General features: G+C 48.6%; 16 protein-coding genes. 10 read left to right on the top strand and 6 right to left on the bottom strand.

The window, feature by feature from the left end; genetic code table 11:
- The first annotated feature begins 11 nt into the window (after positions 1-11).
- Complete coding sequence (locus tag B5Z18_RS24205; protein ID WP_079472102.1) at positions 12-374, top strand: hypothetical protein; 363 nt, start codon at positions 12-14, stop codon at positions 372-374.
- Positions 375-437: 63 nt separating this feature from the next.
- Positions 438-1,073: a murein L,D-transpeptidase catalytic domain-containing protein gene (locus tag B5Z18_RS24200; RefSeq protein ID WP_159454411.1), complete on the top strand. Its 636-nt coding sequence runs from the start codon at positions 438-440 to the stop codon at positions 1,071-1,073.
- Here B5Z18_RS24200 and B5Z18_RS24195 read toward each other — a convergent pair.
- Together B5Z18_RS24195 and B5Z18_RS24190 are read right to left on the bottom strand one after the other, a co-directional pair.
- Positions 1,056-2,060, bottom strand: coding sequence for a phosphotransferase enzyme family protein (locus tag B5Z18_RS24195; protein ID WP_079472100.1), 1,005 nt, complete (start codon positions 2,058-2,060; stop codon positions 1,056-1,058). The genes B5Z18_RS24200 and B5Z18_RS24195 overlap by 18 nt on opposite strands.
- A 48-nt stretch (positions 2,061-2,108) precedes the next feature.
- On the bottom strand, positions 2,109-2,645 hold the full coding sequence (locus tag B5Z18_RS24190) for a GNAT family N-acetyltransferase (protein WP_079472099.1): 537 nt from the start codon (positions 2,643-2,645) through the stop codon (positions 2,109-2,111).
- Between the two features lie 51 nt (positions 2,646-2,696).
- Here B5Z18_RS24190 and B5Z18_RS24185 point away from each other — a divergent pair, with 51 nt between their 5' ends.
- From B5Z18_RS24185 to B5Z18_RS24170, 4 genes are all read left to right on the top strand, one after another.
- Positions 2,697-3,362 carry a YiiX family permuted papain-like enzyme gene (locus tag B5Z18_RS24185; RefSeq protein WP_079472098.1) on the top strand — a complete coding sequence of 222 codons (666 nt, stop codon included), beginning with the start codon at positions 2,697-2,699 and terminating at the stop codon, positions 3,360-3,362.
- Between the two features lie 76 nt (positions 3,363-3,438).
- Entirely contained in the window at positions 3,439-4,212 is a 774-nt protein-coding gene (locus B5Z18_RS24180; protein WP_079472487.1) for a GDSL-type esterase/lipase family protein, read from the top strand.
- Between the two features lie 4 nt (positions 4,213-4,216).
- A complete protein-coding gene (locus B5Z18_RS24175; protein WP_079472097.1) occupies positions 4,217-5,116 on the top strand; it encodes a DUF6929 family protein in 900 nt (299 codons plus the stop codon).
- A gap of 14 nt (positions 5,117-5,130) precedes the next feature.
- On the top strand, positions 5,131-5,433 hold the full coding sequence (locus B5Z18_RS24170) for a hypothetical protein (RefSeq protein WP_079472096.1): 303 nt from the start codon (positions 5,131-5,133) through the stop codon (positions 5,431-5,433).
- Between the two features lie 45 nt (positions 5,434-5,478).
- Here the strand turns inward: B5Z18_RS24170 and B5Z18_RS24165 are convergent, their stop codons facing one another.
- Positions 5,479-7,887, bottom strand: a complete 2,409-nt coding sequence (locus B5Z18_RS24165) for an ABC transporter permease (RefSeq protein WP_079472095.1) — start codon at positions 7,885-7,887, stop codon at positions 5,479-5,481.
- 424 nt (positions 7,888-8,311) lie between these two features.
- On the opposite strand from B5Z18_RS24165, the gene B5Z18_RS24160 reads away from it, so the two are divergent.
- Genes B5Z18_RS24160 through B5Z18_RS24150 form a run of 3 tightly spaced genes read left to right on the top strand, consistent with a single transcriptional unit; the run spans position 8,312 to position 14,979 of the window.
- Positions 8,312-11,572 carry a SusC/RagA family TonB-linked outer membrane protein gene (locus B5Z18_RS24160; RefSeq protein ID WP_079472094.1) on the top strand — a complete coding sequence of 1,087 codons (3,261 nt, stop codon included), beginning with the start codon at positions 8,312-8,314 and terminating at the stop codon, positions 11,570-11,572.
- 12 nt (positions 11,573-11,584) lie between these two features.
- Complete coding sequence (locus B5Z18_RS24155; RefSeq protein ID WP_079472093.1) at positions 11,585-13,057, top strand: RagB/SusD family nutrient uptake outer membrane protein; 1,473 nt, start codon at positions 11,585-11,587, stop codon at positions 13,055-13,057.
- Positions 13,058-13,089: 32 nt separating this feature from the next.
- Positions 13,090-14,979, top strand: coding sequence for a CocE/NonD family hydrolase (locus B5Z18_RS24150; protein WP_079472092.1), 1,890 nt, complete (start codon positions 13,090-13,092; stop codon positions 14,977-14,979).
- On the opposite strand, the gene B5Z18_RS24145 is transcribed toward B5Z18_RS24150, so the two are convergent.
- Positions 14,980-15,396, bottom strand: coding sequence for a hypothetical protein (locus tag B5Z18_RS24145; protein ID WP_079472091.1), 417 nt, complete (start codon positions 15,394-15,396; stop codon positions 14,980-14,982). It abuts the gene before it with no gap.
- A 294-nt stretch (positions 15,397-15,690) separates the two neighbouring features.
- Here B5Z18_RS24145 and B5Z18_RS24140 point away from each other — a divergent pair, with 294 nt between their 5' ends.
- A complete protein-coding gene (locus B5Z18_RS24140) occupies positions 15,691-16,302 on the top strand; it encodes a hypothetical protein (RefSeq protein ID WP_079472090.1) in 612 nt (203 codons plus the stop codon).
- 3 nt (positions 16,303-16,305) lie between these two features.
- On the opposite strand, the gene B5Z18_RS24135 is transcribed toward B5Z18_RS24140, so the two are convergent.
- Together B5Z18_RS24135 and B5Z18_RS24130 are read right to left on the bottom strand one after the other, a co-directional pair.
- Positions 16,306-16,776 carry a MarR family winged helix-turn-helix transcriptional regulator gene (locus tag B5Z18_RS24135; RefSeq protein ID WP_079472089.1) on the bottom strand — a complete coding sequence of 157 codons (471 nt, stop codon included), beginning with the start codon at positions 16,774-16,776 and terminating at the stop codon, positions 16,306-16,308.
- Between the two features lie 5 nt (positions 16,777-16,781).
- Positions 16,782-17,279: a GNAT family N-acetyltransferase gene (locus B5Z18_RS24130; RefSeq protein WP_079472088.1), complete on the bottom strand. Its 498-nt coding sequence runs from the start codon at positions 17,277-17,279 to the stop codon at positions 16,782-16,784.
- Positions 17,280-17,342 lie beyond the last annotated feature (63 nt).

The raw sequence follows: 17,342 nt of genomic DNA, 5'->3' as shown, positions 1-17,342 counted from the left end.
AAATTACAATTATGTCAGTTGCGATGGATATCATGCGTGCACTGGATCCTGCGGGATTGGAAAGGTTTAAGATTAACCTGGATACACCCGCAGAACCAGAAAAGATAGGAGAGGTGTGGACGCTGAAAGTAGTGCCTTTTGAACAAACCGAATCCGCCCGGAAAGCCTTTAACCAGCTGTTTGATAATAACAGAACCGCCAAGTCATGGGTGGTGGAAAATAAGGAAGAAGCTATTGCAGTAGTACAGGAGTTATACCTGCAATACGCGGATAAACTGCCGCAACCCTTTGATGAAACGCAATTGCATATCGGTCATTATCCACCCACAGGCCGTTACTCGATCCTCATTCACGTTAAAGATATCTGGGAATAAAAAATGCATCCGCAATTTTTTGCGGATGCATATGGAAAATGCTTTGCCCTGCATCTGACAAACATGATACGGTTCAAAGCATGGCGCATTTTGCTGTTACCGGCACTTTTTTTTGCTGCCTGTAAAGAAAACAATACTACCACATCTCCAACAATACCGGCACTGCCTGTTCTACCAGGGCCCGTGATGGCGTCTGATGAAGCACGGCTGCACGAAAAGGCAAAAGCATTGCAGCAATACGCAGTGAAGCATGGTTATAATACCCGCTACGCTTTCCTGATCGATTTCAGCGTGTTTTCCGGTGGCAAAAGATTTATCTGTTACGACCTGCTGCATCATAAAATAAAGAGTGCCGGTTTGGTGGCGCATGGCCAGGGACCGGATTTTCGCGCTGAAAAGGTGGTGTTTTCCAATGTTTCCGGCAGCCGTTGTTCTTCCCGTGGTAAATATCGTATAGGCGGTAAGTATAGTGGGCGGTTTGGTACGGCGTATAAGTTATATGGACTGGATAGCAGCAACAGTCGCGCATTCGACCGGTTTGTGGTATTGCACAGCCACGCCTGTGTGCCCGCAGCTGCACAAGAGCAGGGCATTTGCCGCAGCGATGGATGTCCTACACTGAACCCCGCTTATTTCGCTACGCTGCAACCTTACATAGATACCTCTTCCCGCCCTTTGTTGTTATGGATTTACGAGTGATGCGTTCTGCAGATAGAGTTCGTAGTACCGTTTTACCAGCATATTGATAAATCTTTTAAGATAGGTTTCGTTCAGGAAAGAATTGGACCAGTTGTGGTACCGGTCGCACTGAACGCCCAGGTAAAAGAAATACATGCATACGCCCAGTGCCGGGATCAGTCTTTGCTCTTCCGTACTGAGCGGGGTGATAGCCGTATAGCCTTCAAGGAAACGGTCTACCTTAGCCTGGCATTCCGGCATATCGCGGATCAGGCTATGGAGTTGCAGGATATAATAGGCCACATCCAGGCATTGCCAGCCATTGCCGCAGAAGTCGAAATCAAAGAGCGTAATTTCCTGGTCGGGGCGAATATTCATATTGTCGAACCAGATATCCATGTGTACCACGCCCTGCCGGATGGCAGCAGGATCGGCTTCCTGTAATACCTGTAAAAGATGCGCCTGCGCGGTAGCCATGAAGGCCATTTCCGGCGTGTCTGCCGGAAGGAATTTTTTAAGCGATTCCAATGGTTCCACCAGCAGGTTTTGCGCCGTATAAGTAACCCTGTTCAGGGGTACGGACTGTGTAAGCTGGTGCATGCGGGCCATGACCATACCGGCTTTTACATGTACTTCATCATCGTAGTGCAGCAGCTTTTCTCCTTCGGCAAATGAAAACAATACGCCATACCGTTCGCCTTCCGGCGCGTTCAGGGTTTGTATAAAATGGCCCTGTTTGTCGGCCAGCGGCCACGATACCGGGATGCCGCCTTCTTTCAGGAGCAGCAACAGCCGCAGCTCTTCGGAAATGTCTGTGACGGTTCTCCAGTTCAGGCTGTACACGCGGAAAATATATTTACCGGCAGAAGTGGTCACCTGGTAGGTATCGTTCACGCCTGATTTAATCAGGTGGCAGGTGACGCTGTTGGCTACATTGTATTGTGATTGCACGAACAGCGCCAGGTGCGGCGCAGAGAGATTGGAACTGGAAACCGGGAAATGACTCATGAACCGCGCTTTGAAATGAAAAAGGGCATCAAATATAGGGAAATAAATTTACTGCAGCTTATGCAGCGGCAGGTTTAACCGCATGATAAGGTCTGTTTGTATTTCAGTTCCCAGCTGAAACGGATGCGTGGTAAACTCCGAGAAGCCGTTTTTGCGGTAGAAGTCAATGGCTTTGGTATTGTGTTCCCATACGCCCAGCCATAGGAAAGGGGCGCGGGCTTCCATAGCAAGGTTCACTGCCTGGTTGAAGAGCTGCTGACCTACTTTTTTCCCCTGGTGCGACTTTAAAACGTATATGCGTTCCAGTTCTACCGCCCGGCTGTTGTACAGCTCAGATTGTGCCGATCTGAAATTCACTTTCATATAGCCGATCGGCTGATTTTTCAGCATGGCAAAATAGAATTCAGAATCCGGCTCGGTCAGCTCCGCAGTTAATTTGGCAATACTGAAATTATCCTGCAGGTATTGTTTCATATTTTCTGGTGTATTGTCTGCTGCAAAGCTCTCCTGGAAGGTTTCACGGGCTATTTGCTGCAACAGTTCCACTTCAGCTGTAATGGCCGGCACGATAAGTATTTCATTCATTTTCTATGGCTTATATTATAATAGGATCTATTTTTACTAAAATTCGGGTTTATGTCAGGTCTCAAAAAAATTATACTAACAGTACTGGCGCTCACCATTGTAACAGGTACCCTGATGGCGGGGCGTTATATTTTTACGGGCAAACATCTCTCCAAAAAATCAATAGCAGCTGTTCCGGCTGTACAGGAAGGGGATATCATTTTCCAGGTATCCCAGTCAGACCTCAGCACAGCCATTCAGCAGGCTACACATTCCAAATATAGTCATTGCGGAATAATTTTTAAGAGAGATGAGCAGTGGTTTGTGTACGAAGCTTTACAACCGGTAAGATATACCCCACTGATGCAATGGATTAACAGGGGAAAGGGACGGCATTTTGTGATAAAAAGACTGAAAGATGCCGGCGCTGTGCTCACGCCGGAGGTGGTAGCTAAAATGAAGACCGCAGGGGAGCAATACAACGGAAAGGACTACGACTTTTATTTTGGCTGGTCTGATGAGCGGATCTATTGCTCTGAACTGGTATGGAAAATTTATAAAGAAGGAACCGGTCTTGAAGTGGGTAAGCTCCAGCAGTTGAAGGATTTTGACCTGGGCAGCGCAGCCGTAAAGCAGCAAATGAAAGAGATCTATGGCAACAATATCCCTTTGTCGGAGAAAATTATTTCGCCGGTAAGCATGTTTGAATCCCCCTTGCTGGTAACGGTGGCAGAGTAAATGAACGGTGTTTTCAGGAAAAATGTCTGATTCTCAGATGAACTTGTTATTTTACAAGTTTGAAAGTTTTTCTATCATGATGAGAATACTACCTGTCGCCCTTTGCTTCCTGGTGCTCACCGCCACCTGCGCGGTAGCACAAACGAAAAAGCTGGATATTGTTTTTATCGGCAACAGCATTACGCAAGGCGGCGGCCTGCCGCACCCGTTGCAGGAAGCACCTCCTGTAAAGGCATGGGAATGGCTGAAGCACGCCATGCCGGGCCGCGAGGTGCAATACAGCAACCAGGGCGTAAGCGGTTCTACTACGGTAGACTTTCTGCCTGCTACCCGTCGTTTGTTCAATAACGTTACAGCGGCAGCGGATGCGTTTAAAAATGATCAGAACGCCATCCTGGTATTTTCGATGGTGCTGGGCACCAACGACAGCGCCATCGAAGGTCCCAACGGATCGCCGGTATCACCCGAGCAATACCGGTTAAATGTAAAAGCGATTATCGACCAGCTGTTTACTAACTACCCCGGCTGTATCATTATTTTGCATCATCCCATCTGGTATAGTGCCAATACACAAAACAGTTCCCGGTACCTCGCCGAAGGGCAGGCCCGGTTGCAGTCTTATTTCCCGGTTCTGGATGCCATCGTTACCAGCTATCGCACCACCCATCCCGGACAGGTGTTCACCGGTTACCGCGACGGGTTTAACTATTTTAAAAAGCACCCGGAACTGTTTATCCAGGAGCAGGGTAAAGCCGGCGTTTTCCAGCTGCATCCCAATGCAAAAGGCGCAGAAGTACTGGGTACTTTCTGGGCGCAGGCCATTAAAAAAGTTGTAAGCAGTATAAAGTAACATCATGAAAGGGGTTATCACACTTATCTGCACCTTGCTGCTGCCGGATTTTCCTTCTGCCTCCGCAGTGGAATTTCATGACGGCAGGTTGTATCTCATAGGAGATGATGCCACCTGTATCCAGGTGCTGGATAAGGATTACTGCGTTATTAAAAGTATTCCCATCTCCAGCCTGACAGATAAGCGCATTGCAAAAGCGGAGAAAGCCGACTATGAAGCTTCTGCATTGATTACCCTGCATGGTAAAACTTACCTGCTGGCATCCGGCTCGCTGGCCACGGAAAAGCGCCGCCAGCTGATGCTGCTGCCGCTTCCGGATGGCGACTCCGCCAGTATCCAGTTTATTCCTTATCCGCCGGCCTTTGCCACGCAGCTGCTGAACAGCGGGATCAATGAGCTGAATATAGAAGGCGCCGCAGTAGTGAATAATACTTTGCTGCTGAGTAACCGCGGTAACAACACCTGGCCGCAGAACCAGCTGATACTTACTAAGCCGGGCTTCTGGGAACAGGCGGTTCCGCCGGTTAGCGTAGTGCCGTTTACGTTACTAACGCCAACGCCTGTATTTGCCGGTGTATCAGAGCTTTGTTACGTACCGGAAAAAGACCTGTTACTATGCACTTTATCTTCCGAAGCCACCGCCAATGCTTACGACGATGGCGATATTGGCGATAGTTATATTGGCTGGATCAGTAACATCTCCCGGAAATTATCACAAACCACCCTTACGCCCGATGGCGTGCTCAATTTAACCACAGCAGATCCGGCTTTTAAAGGCGAAAAGATAGAGGGCATTTGCCTGGAAAGTATACGGGACAACGTTCTTACGCTTCACCTGGTATCCGATAATGACGCCGGCGCCAGTCGTTTGTTTAAAGTAGATTTTACTATTACTACCAACTAAATAATCTTAAAATTATGGATATACAATTTGATGAACGAACACTGTATGTGAAGTATGATGAAGATATTGACAACACGATCTTCTGGGAGGATGTAACGTATATCGCAGGATACAAAGTATATGCGTACCCGGGAGAAGCGGCTTTCCTGGTGTTTAAAACAATGGAAGGTGAAACGCTGGAAGTGTCGGACGAAATGAGCGGCTGGCTGGAACTGCTGGGAGGGTTACATACCATCTTTAAACTGCCGGTGGGCTGGGAAGAACAGCTGGCAGACAGTGAGCCGGATGGAGATGATATTGTTTTTTATACGAAATAGACAGCAAAGGCGCAGTGCATAAACAGTACCGGGCCTTTGCCATAATTATTCTGCCTGCAGGCTGTTCACAGGATTTGCCAGCGCTGCTTTCACTGCCTGGAAACTCACGGTGATCAGGGCTATCAGCAAGGCGCCTCCACCTGCTACGATAAATACCCACGCATTCAGCGGCACACGATAAGCAAAGTGCTGCAACCAGCTGCTCATGGCCCACCACGCCAATGGGAACGCAATCACGGCGGCTACTACTACCAGCGCCAGGAAATCTCTCGACAACAGTTTTACAATGCCCGCTACGCTGGCGCCCAACACTTTGCGGATACCAATTTCTTTTGTTCGCTGCGCAGCCGTGAAAGAGGCCAGGCCAAATAACCCTAAACACGCGATAGCAATGGCAAACAGGGCGAATACGAGGAACAGTGACCCCAGGCGTTGCTCCGCCAGGTATTGCCGGTTAAATGCCTCATCCTGGAAAAAGTAATTGAAGGAAAGAGACGGCACTACCGACTGCCACGCCTTTTCCAGTTTACCGATAGTGGTGGCTGCATCGCGGGTATTCATCTTTACACTGATGTAATTCAGCCAGTAAGGATTATAAAAAATAGCCAGCGGCGTTACGCCGCGTTGCAGGGAAGTAAAATGAAAATCTTTATATACGCCGCATACAGTACCCCAGCCATAATCAAACTCATGTCCCAGCGCATCTTCCGGTTTTTTCCATCCAAAGAACGGGAGGGCTGCTTCATTGATCATGATATCACCGCTTTTCTGGCTGGTGTCCGGGTTCATATTCACTAAGCGGCCTGCGAGCAATTGGATATTATAAGTACGGAAAAACTCGTTATCGGCCGACAACAACCTGGTGTCGGTTTGTTTTGTTTGATCGCTTTTCAGCCGGAAAAGGTTATTGCCAAATTCCTGTCCGGGCACATTGCCGGAGGCGCTTACGGAAATCACCTCCGCCTGTCCGCGGAATTTTTCCAGCAGGGTTTTAATATTTGAAGTGGCGTCTTTACCGGTAACGGGGATCACCAGTACCTGCGACTGGTCAATGCCCAGGTCGAAGCTCTTCATGAATTGCAGTTGCCGGTGTACCACGATGGTGGCCACAATCAGCAGGATGGAAATAGCAAACTGCGTTACCACCAGCGCATTGCGCAGCGAATGCGTTTTCTTTTGTGCGCCATACCGCTGTATGATGCGCATAGGATTGAATCCTGAAAGGATAATAGCCGGATAGATACCAGCCAGTATGCCTATGCCCACACTGATACCAAGCCCCGCGGCAATGAGGGAGGGGCGGAACAATTGGGATACTGTAAAACTTTTATCCGCAATCTGGTTGAAAGAAGGCAGCAATACCATTACCAGGACAGCTGTAAGCAGAAACGCCATCACGCTCATCATCAGCGCCTCTATCATGAACTGCAGCACCAGCTGGGAGCGGTTGGCGCCAATCACTTTTCTTACGCCTACTTCTTTGGCCCGGCTGCTGGCAGTGGCAGTAGCAAGGTTGATAAAATTGATCCCCGCAATGAGCAGGATGAATAATGCGACGAAAGACAATACCCGCACATATAAGATATCGCTGTTTTTACTGAGTTCGTACCGGAGATTTGAATGCAGGTGAATAGATGTAAGTGGCTGGATAAAATGCGTGTATACCTGCCCGTTAGCCTTGATTTCATCGCCCACATATTGATAGGCAATGTACCTGATTTGTTTTTCAAAGGCTTCCCATTGCACGCCTGGCTTTAGTTTGAAGAAGGTTTGCGTCATGGTGCCATGCCAGTTTTCCATGTTACGACGGAACCATTGCTCGTTGCGGACACTTACCGTGGAGATGATAAAGTCGGGCCGGAAATAGGTATTGGCAGGCACGTTTTTTAATACCCCGGTTACGCGGTAGTTCTTTTCGTTGATGGTTAATATTTTATTAAGATAGCTGCTGACATTGTTTTCTTTTCCGAAATACTTTTCCGCTTTTTCTTCGGTGAGCATAATGCCATCTGCATCGTTCATCGCGGTGCGGGCATTACCTGCCAGCAAAGGATAGGGAAGTACTTCCAGCAGGGTGCTGTCGGCAAAGTAGATGCCCTTTTCATTAAACTTTTTCTGATCACCGCTGTTGCTGCTTACCGCCGTATTACTACCGTATTCAAAGATCCGTGTTGCCGTTGTTACCTGCGGATATACCAGCAACGCCTGTCGCAGGAAACCAGAGGTGTTGGCAAAGGCAATCACATCATTGGTTTGGGTTTTTACTTCCATGCCCGCGCGGTACACCTGTTCGTGCCCAGGTATCCAGCGGTCGTAGCTGTATTCATCGGTTACATACAGCGTAATAAAGAAACAACCGGTAAGGCCGAGTGTGAGACCGGTAAGGTTTAACAGGCCATGTGTAAGGTGCTTGCGGAAATTCCGCCACGCGATTTTAAACTGGTTGCCGAACATAGAAGGATGTTAAGACCATTGCGGCGCTAAGAAAATGCCAATCTTCCGCTTATTGGTTATCAACGCGTAATGTAATAAAAACAGCCATCACGTTGTCCGTTTTTATGGAGAAGTGTTCATTTCCGGACAGGCAAGGTTTTATCTTTTCCCGGGATTAAATTAGTTAAATTAAGAGAGTCAATCCCCAACAGGATAAATTTATCTACCGCAAAATATTGGCGGTGATATTAGTCTATTGATTTGGTAGACTAAAAACTTGTTGTTACTTTTAACGCTGTAAACTGAAAATCTAATATCGCATCATCAGCCCACTAGTAGTAAGCTGTTTTATAAAACCGGCCCTGGTATATTAACCGGCATCTGAAAAGACGCCCGTACTGCTGCAGGCATGGCAACAACCTGCACGGGGCCTCAAAATTCACCTATGGACTCTTTTTACATTCGTTCTTTAAAAGAAAAATGGAGGAGCGCACTATTGCTGCTCGCGCTATTAACTCCTTTATACCTGCTTGCGCAGGAAAAGCGTACAGGCGTTACCGGTACCGTGCAAAATGAAAAGCACGAAGGGCTGCCGGGGGTATCCGTAACCGCTAAAAATGAATCTTCGGGAGCAACGGTATCTACACAAACCAATGCCGGCGGTACTTTCCGTTTCCCTGACCTGGTAGTTGGAGCCCCTTATAGTTTCCGGTTTACCTCTATCGGTTACGAACCTACGCAGTTGGGTAGTATTACGTTGCGGGAGAATCAGCCGGTGGCGGTTATCCTGAAAGAATCCAGTTCCTCGCTTAACCAGGTGGTGGTAGTAGGATATGGCGTACAGCGCCGCCGCGAAATAACGGGCGCCGTGGCCTCTGTGCGCGCGGCCGATCTGAAGGATCAGCCGGTAACCAGCTTTGAACAGGCCATTGCCGGTAAAGTAGCCGGGGTACAGGTATTGCAGAATACCGGTGCGCCGGGAGGCAGTATCAGCGTACGTATCCGCGGACTGAACTCTATCTCCGCGGGTATTGATCCGCTATATGTGATCGATGGGATTCCCTTGTCGAACGACCTGAAGAACTTACAGGGGGCTACGGATATGGTAAACATCACCGGGCAGGCATCTTTCCAGAAATCCCCCGACCCGCTCAGCACCTTAAACAGTGATGATATTGCTTCTATAGACATTCTCAAAGATGCTTCCTCTGCTGCTATTTACGGCTCCCGCGCTTCCAACGGCGTAGTACTCATCACCACCAAAAAAGGGAAAACCACCGGCCCGCCTTCCTTTGGATATAACATGTACGCCGGCTTTCAGCAGGTGAGTAAAAAAATAAAGCTGATGGATGCTTATCAGTGGGCAAAGTTCAGCTTCGATGCCAAGAACAATGCCTACCTGGATTTCAAACCTTCCGGCAGCATTACCGATGATAACGCTACAAGAGGCAGTTCCAATTACCAGATTGCACCGGAAATATTGCCTTACCTGGCGGGAGATGCGGGCCTCACCAACACCGACTGGCAGGATGCCCTGTTCAGAACAGCGCCTATCCAGAACCATACGCTGTCGGCCTCCGGTGGCAACGATAAATTCCAGTACTACATTTCCGGCAACTACCTCGATCAGCAGGGGATCATACTTGGCTCCGGCTATAAAAGATACGGACTGCGGGCCAATCTCAATGCGGAACTTACTTCCCGTTTAAAGATAGGCGTTACCGTTAATCCAACCTTTGATCACTATGATCTCATCAACAGCGAAGGCCCCTGGACTTTTGACGGGATCCTCAGCAACGCATTGAAAGCATCGCCGGTATTCCCCGTGTATAACCCCGACGGATCGCTGGTTACCAACCGGCAGAATGTGTGGGCCTATGGCTATTCCGGTGGTGAAAACCCCGTAGCACTGGCCACGAAGATCAAAGATAAACTGGATCACGTGCGCAACCTCGGCAGCGCCTGGGCGGAATATGAAATCATTAAAGGACTGAAGTTTAAAACCTTCTTTGGTACAGATATCAATCACTTCAGCCGGAACTATTTCCGGCCTTCCACACTGGGGAGTTACCGGCCCATTCAACAGGCGGCGCCTACTATCCCGAAAGGATCGGCACAAACAGCATTGTCTGTAAACTGGCTCTGGGAGAACACTTTGAACTACCAGTTCAATATCAATAACAAGCACCGGTTTGATGTGCTGGCGGGATATACGTCACAAAAGAATACCACTAAAGCCAACGAAACCTATGGCACCGGCTTTCCTAACGATGCCGTACAAACGTTAAATGCTGCCACCATTACCAGCGGTACTTCCACGGAATCGCAGTGGTCGTTGCTTTCCTATCTTGGAAGGATCAACTATAACTACGATGATAAATACTTTGTGTCGGCCAGCATCCGCAGCGACGGATCTTCCCGTTTCGGCGCCAACAACAAGTGGGGCTACTTCCCCGCGGTATCAGGCGGCTGGCTGATCAGCAACGAATCTTTCTTTAATATAAAAGCCATCTCTGAACTGAAAGCCAGGGTGAGCTATGGTACTTCCGGTAACTTCCAGATTGCCAACTATGCAGCGTACGACCTGCTGGCCTCCAACGGTTATGTGTTGGGCAACGGAAGCGGTACTGCCGTAAATGGCGTAGGACTGGCACAACCCGCCAATCCCGATCTTACCTGGGAAAAAACAGTACAGCTCAACGCCGGTCTGGATATTGGTTTGTTTGCCAACAGGATTTACCTGAGCGCCGATTACTACCGCGCCACTACTTCCAACCTGTTGCTGGAAGTGCCGGTACCGCTGAGTTCCGGCTTTGGCAAGGCGTTGAAGAACATTGGTAAAGTACGCAACTCCGGCGTGGAGTTCGGACTAACTACCCGCAACTTCACCGGTCCGTTTACCTGGAATACCAGCTTTAATATTGCCGCCAATAAAAATGAAGTGCTGCAACTCGGCGCCAATAATGCCCCTATCATTTCCGACGGTGGTAATGGTACCATCTCACAGTTATACATCACCAAAGTGGGCGCGCCCATAGGCAGCTATTATGGTTATGTAAATGGCGGCGTTTTCAAAAACCAGGCGGAAATAGACGCCTATCCGCATTATGCAAGCACCAAACCCGGCGATCGCAGGTTCATTGATGTAACAAACGACAAGAAAATTGATGCATCGGACAGAACAGATATCGGCAGCTACTTCCCCAAATTTATATGGGGCCTCACCAACGAATTCCGCTACAAAGGCTTTGATCTCACGGTATCACTGCAGGCATCAAACGGTAATAAGGTGATGAACCTGCAGCGCCGCTTCCTGTACAACAGTGAAGGAAATGCCAACCAGATGATCGAAGAAACGGGTTACTGGAAATCGCCTGCAGATCCCGGTGATGGCAACTCCATGCGTCCTAACAGGGTTACTACCGGCAACAGTACGCAGCCCAGTTCCTTCTTTGTGGAAGATGGTTCGTATGTGCGTTTACGTAATTTAACGATTGGCTATACTTTCAATCAGCGACTGTTTAATAATAAGATCCAGGGCCTGCGCGTGTACCTGTCGGGGCAAAACATTTATACCTGGACCGACTACACCGGTTATAACCCGGAAGTGAATGCCCGGCCCGATGCGCCGTTGTCGCAAGGGGAGGACTACGGTACCTATCCGTTGCCCAGAACATTCACCGCAGGTATTAATCTTTCATTTTAAAAACAGGAACTTATGCAATTAAATATCACAAAAGCAATAGCAGGCTTGTCGCTGGTAACGGTTATAACTTCCTGCAGCAAAAACTTTATCAATCTCCCGCCGGTATCCAATCAAACAACGGCTACCTTCTTTAAAACCACCAGCGATTTCCAGCAGGGGGTGAACGCTATCTATGATGGATTGCAGAATACCCGCAGCTATGGAAAATCGGCTTACTACCTGATGGAAGTAAGAAGCGATAATACGGATATCCTCGACCGTGGCGCATTGGGCGGTGTGGCTTCACAGATCGACCTGTTCACCGAAACCACTACCAATCCCTTTCTCACCGATGTATATGCAGGCGCCTATCTTACTATATCCCGCGCCAACGCAGTACTGGACCAGATTGATGCCGCCGCTATCCCGGATTCTTCCAAAAAACAATTCAGGGGCGAAGCCCTGTTCCTGCGGGCCTTTGTGTATTTCGACCTGGTGCGTTTGTATGGTAAAGTGCCGCTGGTAACAAGAGTGGAAACAACCACTGAGTCGCTGAACGATAAACGGAATGAAGTAACAGAAGTATATGCGCAGATAGAGAAGGACCTGCAATCCGCCGCCACCCTGCTTCCTGCGGTGTATACTAACGTGAACGACTATGGAAGAGTAACCGCCGGTAGTGCCAATGGCCTGCTGGGAAAAGTATATGTAACAGAGAAGAAGTGGAACGATGCTGCCACTGTGCTGAAAAACGTGAACGGATATACGCTGCTGGCAGATTATGCCGCGCTGTATAACCCCGCTGCCGGTCTTAATGCAGAAGTGTTGTTTACCATCCGTTTTAAAAAAGGATTAAATCCTTCGGAAGGAAATTATTACTTCACCGACATGGTGCCGTTTTCTTTTTATTATAACGGTGTCGCCTATGGAGGTTCTAACAACAACCGGCCTACGCATGATATCGTTTCAGCTTATGAAGCCGGCGATAAGCGGCTGATCGCCTCACTGGATACCGTTTCGTACAAGAATGCCACCACCACGCAGCCCGGCAATTACGTAAAGAAATATTTAGATCCTCCCGGCGCAACCGGCGATGGCGGTAGCAGTTTCCCGGTATTAAGATATGCGGATATATTGCTGCTCCAGGCAGAGGCATTAAATGAACAGGCATACAGCGCTGCCACCGGCGCCAACACCGCCTTTGGCTTCCTCAACCAGGTACGGCGCCGCGCCGGACTGGCCGATAAAACACCCGCTGAACTGCCCAACCAGGCCAGTTTCCGCGATGCCGTTTTTGCAGAGAGAAGAGTGGAGCTGGCTTTTGAAAATAACCGCTGGTTTGACCTGGTGCGTTATTCAAAAGGACTGGCCATTATGCAGGCACACCTGAAGAACGAGTATAATCTTACTACGCCGGCGCTTACACCGGCAAGACTATTATTTCCTATACCACAAAGCGAGATAGATATTCATAACGATCCAGCCAATTTCCCTCAGAATCCTTGACGGTAGATGGTTTGAACTAAAAAGAGAGCAGGATGAAGCGATTTGTTTTTATGTTGCTGGGAGCATTAGCCATGCTCCCGGCCGGGGCTCAGCATGCCGGGGACTCCGTATGGGTAAAAGAGCATTATTATAAAGAAGAGCGGCAGATCCGTATGCGTGATGGCGTACATCTTTTTACAGCCATCTATATACCAAAAGACAGCAGTGAGCAACATCCTGTTTTGATAACGCGCACGCCTTATTCTGCTGCGCCTTATGGGCCGCAGCAGTTTAGTCCTAATCTCTGGAATACTTACTGGAACAGCTATGTGCAGGAGCATTATATCATCGTGATACAGGATGTACGTGGCCGCTGGATGAGTGAAGGACAGTTTAAAGATATCCGTCCTTTTATCCCGGGGAAGAAGGGAGCGGAGGTTGATGAAGCCAGCGACACGTATGATACCATCGACTGGCTGCTGGAAAATGTACCGGGAAACAATGGCAAGGTGGGCGCCTTTGGTATTTCGTACCCGGGCTTTTATACCACAATGGCCACTTTGAGCGGGCATCCTGCATTGAAGGCGGTGAGTCCGCAGGCGCCCGTGACCGACTGGTTCCACGGCGACGACTTCCATCACAACGGCGCTTTTTTCCTGATGGATTGCTTTGGCTTTTATACAAAAGGATTTGGTTATCCGCATCCCGCGCCCGTGTGTGTAGCGCCGGTGCAGGCGTTGAAGCTGCCCTGTGCCGATAATTACAGCACTTTTCTGAAGATAGGTACTATCAAAAATTTTACCCGGCTAACCGGCGATAGTCTTGCTTTCTGGAAAGAACTGATTGCACACCCTCAATACGACAGTTGGTGGAAGGAGCGTGACCCGCGGAATTATGTGGCGCAGATAAAACCCGCGGTGCTGGTAGTAGGTGGCTTGTTTGATGCAGAAGATTGTTATGGCGCGTGGAATTTATACAAGGCCATAGAGCAACAGAACCCGGCCGCCCATTTCAATAAACTGGTGATGGGGCCGTGGTATCATGGGCAGTGGGCCGGCAACGATGGTACGCACCTGGGCCATGTACAGTTTGGGAGTAACACCGCAACATGGTACCAGGAGCATATAGAAGTACCCTTCTTTAATTATTATCTCAAAGGAAAAGGAAATTTGCAGGACCTCGCAGAAGCGAATATCTTTTTCAGCGGGGAAAACAAGTGGCATCAATTTGACAAGTGGCCGCCGGTGGCAACGGAGCAGGAGATTTTTTTACAGGGCAATGGGCGGCTATCGTGGAAAAAGAGCAGTACCGGCTTCAGTGAGTATGTGAGTGATCCGGCGCATCCCGTGCCGTATACGGAGGATGTACATTACATCCGCACCAGGGATTATATGACCGATGATCAGCGTTTTGCTTCGCGCCGTGCGGATGTGCTGACTTTTGAAACGGATACGCTCACGGAAAGTTTGACTATTGGTGGCCCCGTAACCGTAGATCTTCGTGTAAGCGTCACCGGTAGTGATGCGGATTTTGTGGTAAAAGTGATAGACGTGTTCCCTGACGATTTCCGCTATGAGGACACACCACCGCCGAATAAAACCCGTGATGCCGGGGGGCCTTATCCGCTGGGCGGCTACCAGATGCTGGTCCGGGGAGATATATTCCGCGGGCGGTTCCGGGAGAGTTTTGAGAAGCCGGCGCCATTTACACCGGGCAAGGTAACGCAGGTAAAGTTCCAATTGCCTGATGTAGCGCATACCTTTCAGAAAGGCCACCGGCTGATGATCCAGGTGCAAAGCAGCTGGTTTCCTTTAGCTGACCGCAATCCACAGCAGTTTATCAATATTTACGAAGCAACAGAAAAAGACTTTGTAAAGGAAACCATCCGTATTTATCATGATGAAGCGCATCCTTCCGGCATTATTTTGCCGGTGCTGAAATGATCAGATGCGGCGAAAGTAGATTTCGAGTTTCATCTGCCGTTTTTTATTTTTAAAGATTTCCTCATCTTCCCGGAAGATGACCAGTTCTTCCGGGTTCATAGTCCGGATTTTAAAGGTGATGCCGTAGCCGCCGCCTTCCTGGAGGGTGAGTTGTTTCGTTTGGAGATCGATGGTATAGGCTTCATATCGCTGGCCGCCGTCTTCCAGGACGCCATTGTCTTTAAACACCATTACGTCATTGGGACTAAAACTGGAATCTGTTTTATCAAAGGTTTTTTTGCCGTCTTCAACGCAACTCATCACGGACTTTACCGGCAGCCACCGGCCGGTGATTTTGCCGTTGGTTTGGTTAGGCTTTGCGTTGGTACAGGCCAGGTAGAGAAAAGAGCTCACTAAAAGGGAGTATATACTATTCATATTCCGTATCTTTAAATATCAACAAATTGTTTCCCCATGCGTATAGATTACTCTACGGCGATGGCGGTGTTTACAATTACCAGCGTGTTGACAGTTGTGGGATTCGTGCTTTTAATGAAGCGTAAAATATGGTCAGAAGTGGTGCCGCTCCGCCGCATCGTTTTGAACGATAGAATTATCAGGCTTGCAATGCATTGTCCGTACTTTTACACCCCAAAGGTAGTGTAATATAAAATTGGCACAAGTTTTTTACCGAAATACTTACATTATTATTTTACGGCAAATATTAAAGTTATGGCAGATAACATTGCGGCGCCATTTATTCCGGCGCAGTATACGGGTGAGGCTACTACAACTTCTGAGGTAAAAACACTGGTTCATGAAGCGGCGGCGCGGGATTTTTTTAAAACGGCGGTTGCGCGCCTGCTGGATGTAAATAACTGGGCTACGCTCAGCGGAAGTATGTCGTCGGGGTTTCAGTTAACCGATCTGGCCGGGAAGCCGGCTGCCGGCGATGCGGAAACGGGCATGTACATACGGATTGATATTCCCGGGCCGGGTACCAATGCAGGGAAGGGGTTCGACTGGGTAAAGATTGAGCAGAAGGAGCATGTGGTACTGAATGAGCACCAGGAAGTGTTTTTTATCAGGGCCCGGCCGTCGGAGCATCCTATCCAGAAGAGTGCGGGTATTGCGCATTTTCTGCGCAAAGAAGCCAGTAGTTCCTTTGTATTGGTGCGTAACAACGCGGAAATAACTGCCACTGTTTACGGACGTAATGAGGTGCCAAATACACAAACCAATGATCTGGGCGACAGGATCCGGAATGCGGTGGTAGGCGCTACCGGCGCCGTTGGTATATCAAAACTGCAATGGAAGGCACTGGTGAACGGCCTGCTGGCATAATATTTACAGCTGTTGCGCCCTGTCAAAAAAACTAAATGATTTCATTTGTTGCTCTACCTCCTCAATGGCTTTCATCAGGTTATTTTTCGTATCTGTCAGCGCGGTAAGAGCCACCACCATTTTATTCCACACGGGTTGCATGTCGGTGATGAGTGCTTTCCCTTTTTCCGTGAGCACGATAAGCCGTTTCCTTTCGTCTGTTTTATCTTTCTTTGAGCGGATCAGCTTTTGTTTTTCCAGTTCTTTCAGCAGGCTGATAGTAGAGGGGTGGGAGTACCCGATTTCCATGGCTATTTCCACTACGCTGAGTACCGGTTTCAGATGCAGGGTATAGATAACCGGGAACCATTTTGGTTCAAAGTCGATCCCATTGGCCTTGTAAATCTGCAGCCCATCTTTCCGCAGCTGATCACTGAGTCGCTGCAACCTGGTAGAAATAGCCAGTATCCCTGATTCATCAATTACATTTGTCATGCTTCTCAATCATTAATGTGTAAGTGATAAAATACATTATCTGCATTCATCAGGGGAAAATACGACGGTAAATCCGTTTTTTTTATTTCTTTAAAGTGGTTGCGCTCATAGAAACGGCGGGCGGCAGCGAGTTTGTCGACCGTGCCCAGGTACAGATCTGTTATCTGTACTGATTTGCAATAGGCGATCAGTTCTTCGAGCAGTTGTTGTGCAATGCCATATTCCTTCCCGCGGAATTCCTTTTTCACAAACATTTTCCGGATGGCGCCCGCCTGGTGTCCGATGCTTATCAGTGCGATAGTACCGGCCAGTTCCCCGTTTACAAATCCTCCCCAGAAACCGCCGCCGGTCTGGTGGTAGTTTGTTTCAATATCGTGCAGGTCGGGCTGGTCCTCGAGTGTAACCGGCACATTGAATTCCTTTTGCTGGATGGGCAGGATGATGTCAATTATCTCCTGGCAATATTGATTGTAAATTGGTTGTATAACAGGTGTTGTACTCATTTGTATTCATTTATGGTACAAAACTACGTAGTTGACTACATAAATAAAAATATTTTTTTGTGG

Source organism: Chitinophaga ginsengisegetis (assembly GCF_900168065.1).
GTDB classification, from domain to species: domain Bacteria; phylum Bacteroidota; class Bacteroidia; order Chitinophagales; family Chitinophagaceae; genus Chitinophaga; species Chitinophaga ginsengisegetis.
This window is presented reverse-complemented; position numbering and strand designations above follow the sequence as displayed.

Bases quoted from the DNA above. Each gene is read 5' to 3' on its own strand.
- B5Z18_RS24140 (WP_079472090.1), top strand. From the start codon at position 15,691: ATGGCAGATAACATTGCGGCGCCATTTATTCCGGCGCAGTATACGGGT.
- B5Z18_RS24170 (WP_079472096.1), top strand. From the start codon at position 5,131: ATGGATATACAATTTGATGAACGAACACTGTATGTGAAGTATGATGAA.
- B5Z18_RS24145 (WP_079472091.1), bottom strand. From the start codon at position 15,396: ATGAATAGTATATACTCCCTTTTAGTGAGCTCTTTTCTCTACCTGGCC.
- B5Z18_RS24175 (WP_079472097.1), top strand. From the start codon at position 4,217: ATGAAAGGGGTTATCACACTTATCTGCACCTTGCTGCTGCCGGATTTT.
- B5Z18_RS24160 (WP_079472094.1), top strand. From the start codon at position 8,312: ATGGACTCTTTTTACATTCGTTCTTTAAAAGAAAAATGGAGGAGCGCA.
- B5Z18_RS24130 (WP_079472088.1), bottom strand. From the start codon at position 17,279: ATGAGTACAACACCTGTTATACAACCAATTTACAATCAATATTGCCAG.
- B5Z18_RS24155 (WP_079472093.1), top strand. From the start codon at position 11,585: ATGCAATTAAATATCACAAAAGCAATAGCAGGCTTGTCGCTGGTAACG.
- B5Z18_RS24185 (WP_079472098.1), top strand. From the start codon at position 2,697: ATGTCAGGTCTCAAAAAAATTATACTAACAGTACTGGCGCTCACCATT.
- B5Z18_RS24200 (WP_159454411.1), top strand. From the start codon at position 438: ATGATACGGTTCAAAGCATGGCGCATTTTGCTGTTACCGGCACTTTTT.
- B5Z18_RS24180 (WP_079472487.1), top strand. From the start codon at position 3,439: ATGATGAGAATACTACCTGTCGCCCTTTGCTTCCTGGTGCTCACCGCC.
- B5Z18_RS24205 (WP_079472102.1), top strand. From the start codon at position 12: ATGTCAGTTGCGATGGATATCATGCGTGCACTGGATCCTGCGGGATTG.
- B5Z18_RS24150 (WP_079472092.1), top strand. From the start codon at position 13,090: ATGAAGCGATTTGTTTTTATGTTGCTGGGAGCATTAGCCATGCTCCCG.
- B5Z18_RS24165 (WP_079472095.1), bottom strand. From the start codon at position 7,887: ATGTTCGGCAACCAGTTTAAAATCGCGTGGCGGAATTTCCGCAAGCAC.
- B5Z18_RS24135 (WP_079472089.1), bottom strand. From the start codon at position 16,776: ATGACAAATGTAATTGATGAATCAGGGATACTGGCTATTTCTACCAGG.
- B5Z18_RS24195 (WP_079472100.1), bottom strand. From the start codon at position 2,060: ATGAGTCATTTCCCGGTTTCCAGTTCCAATCTCTCTGCGCCGCACCTG.
- B5Z18_RS24190 (WP_079472099.1), bottom strand. From the start codon at position 2,645: ATGAATGAAATACTTATCGTGCCGGCCATTACAGCTGAAGTGGAACTG.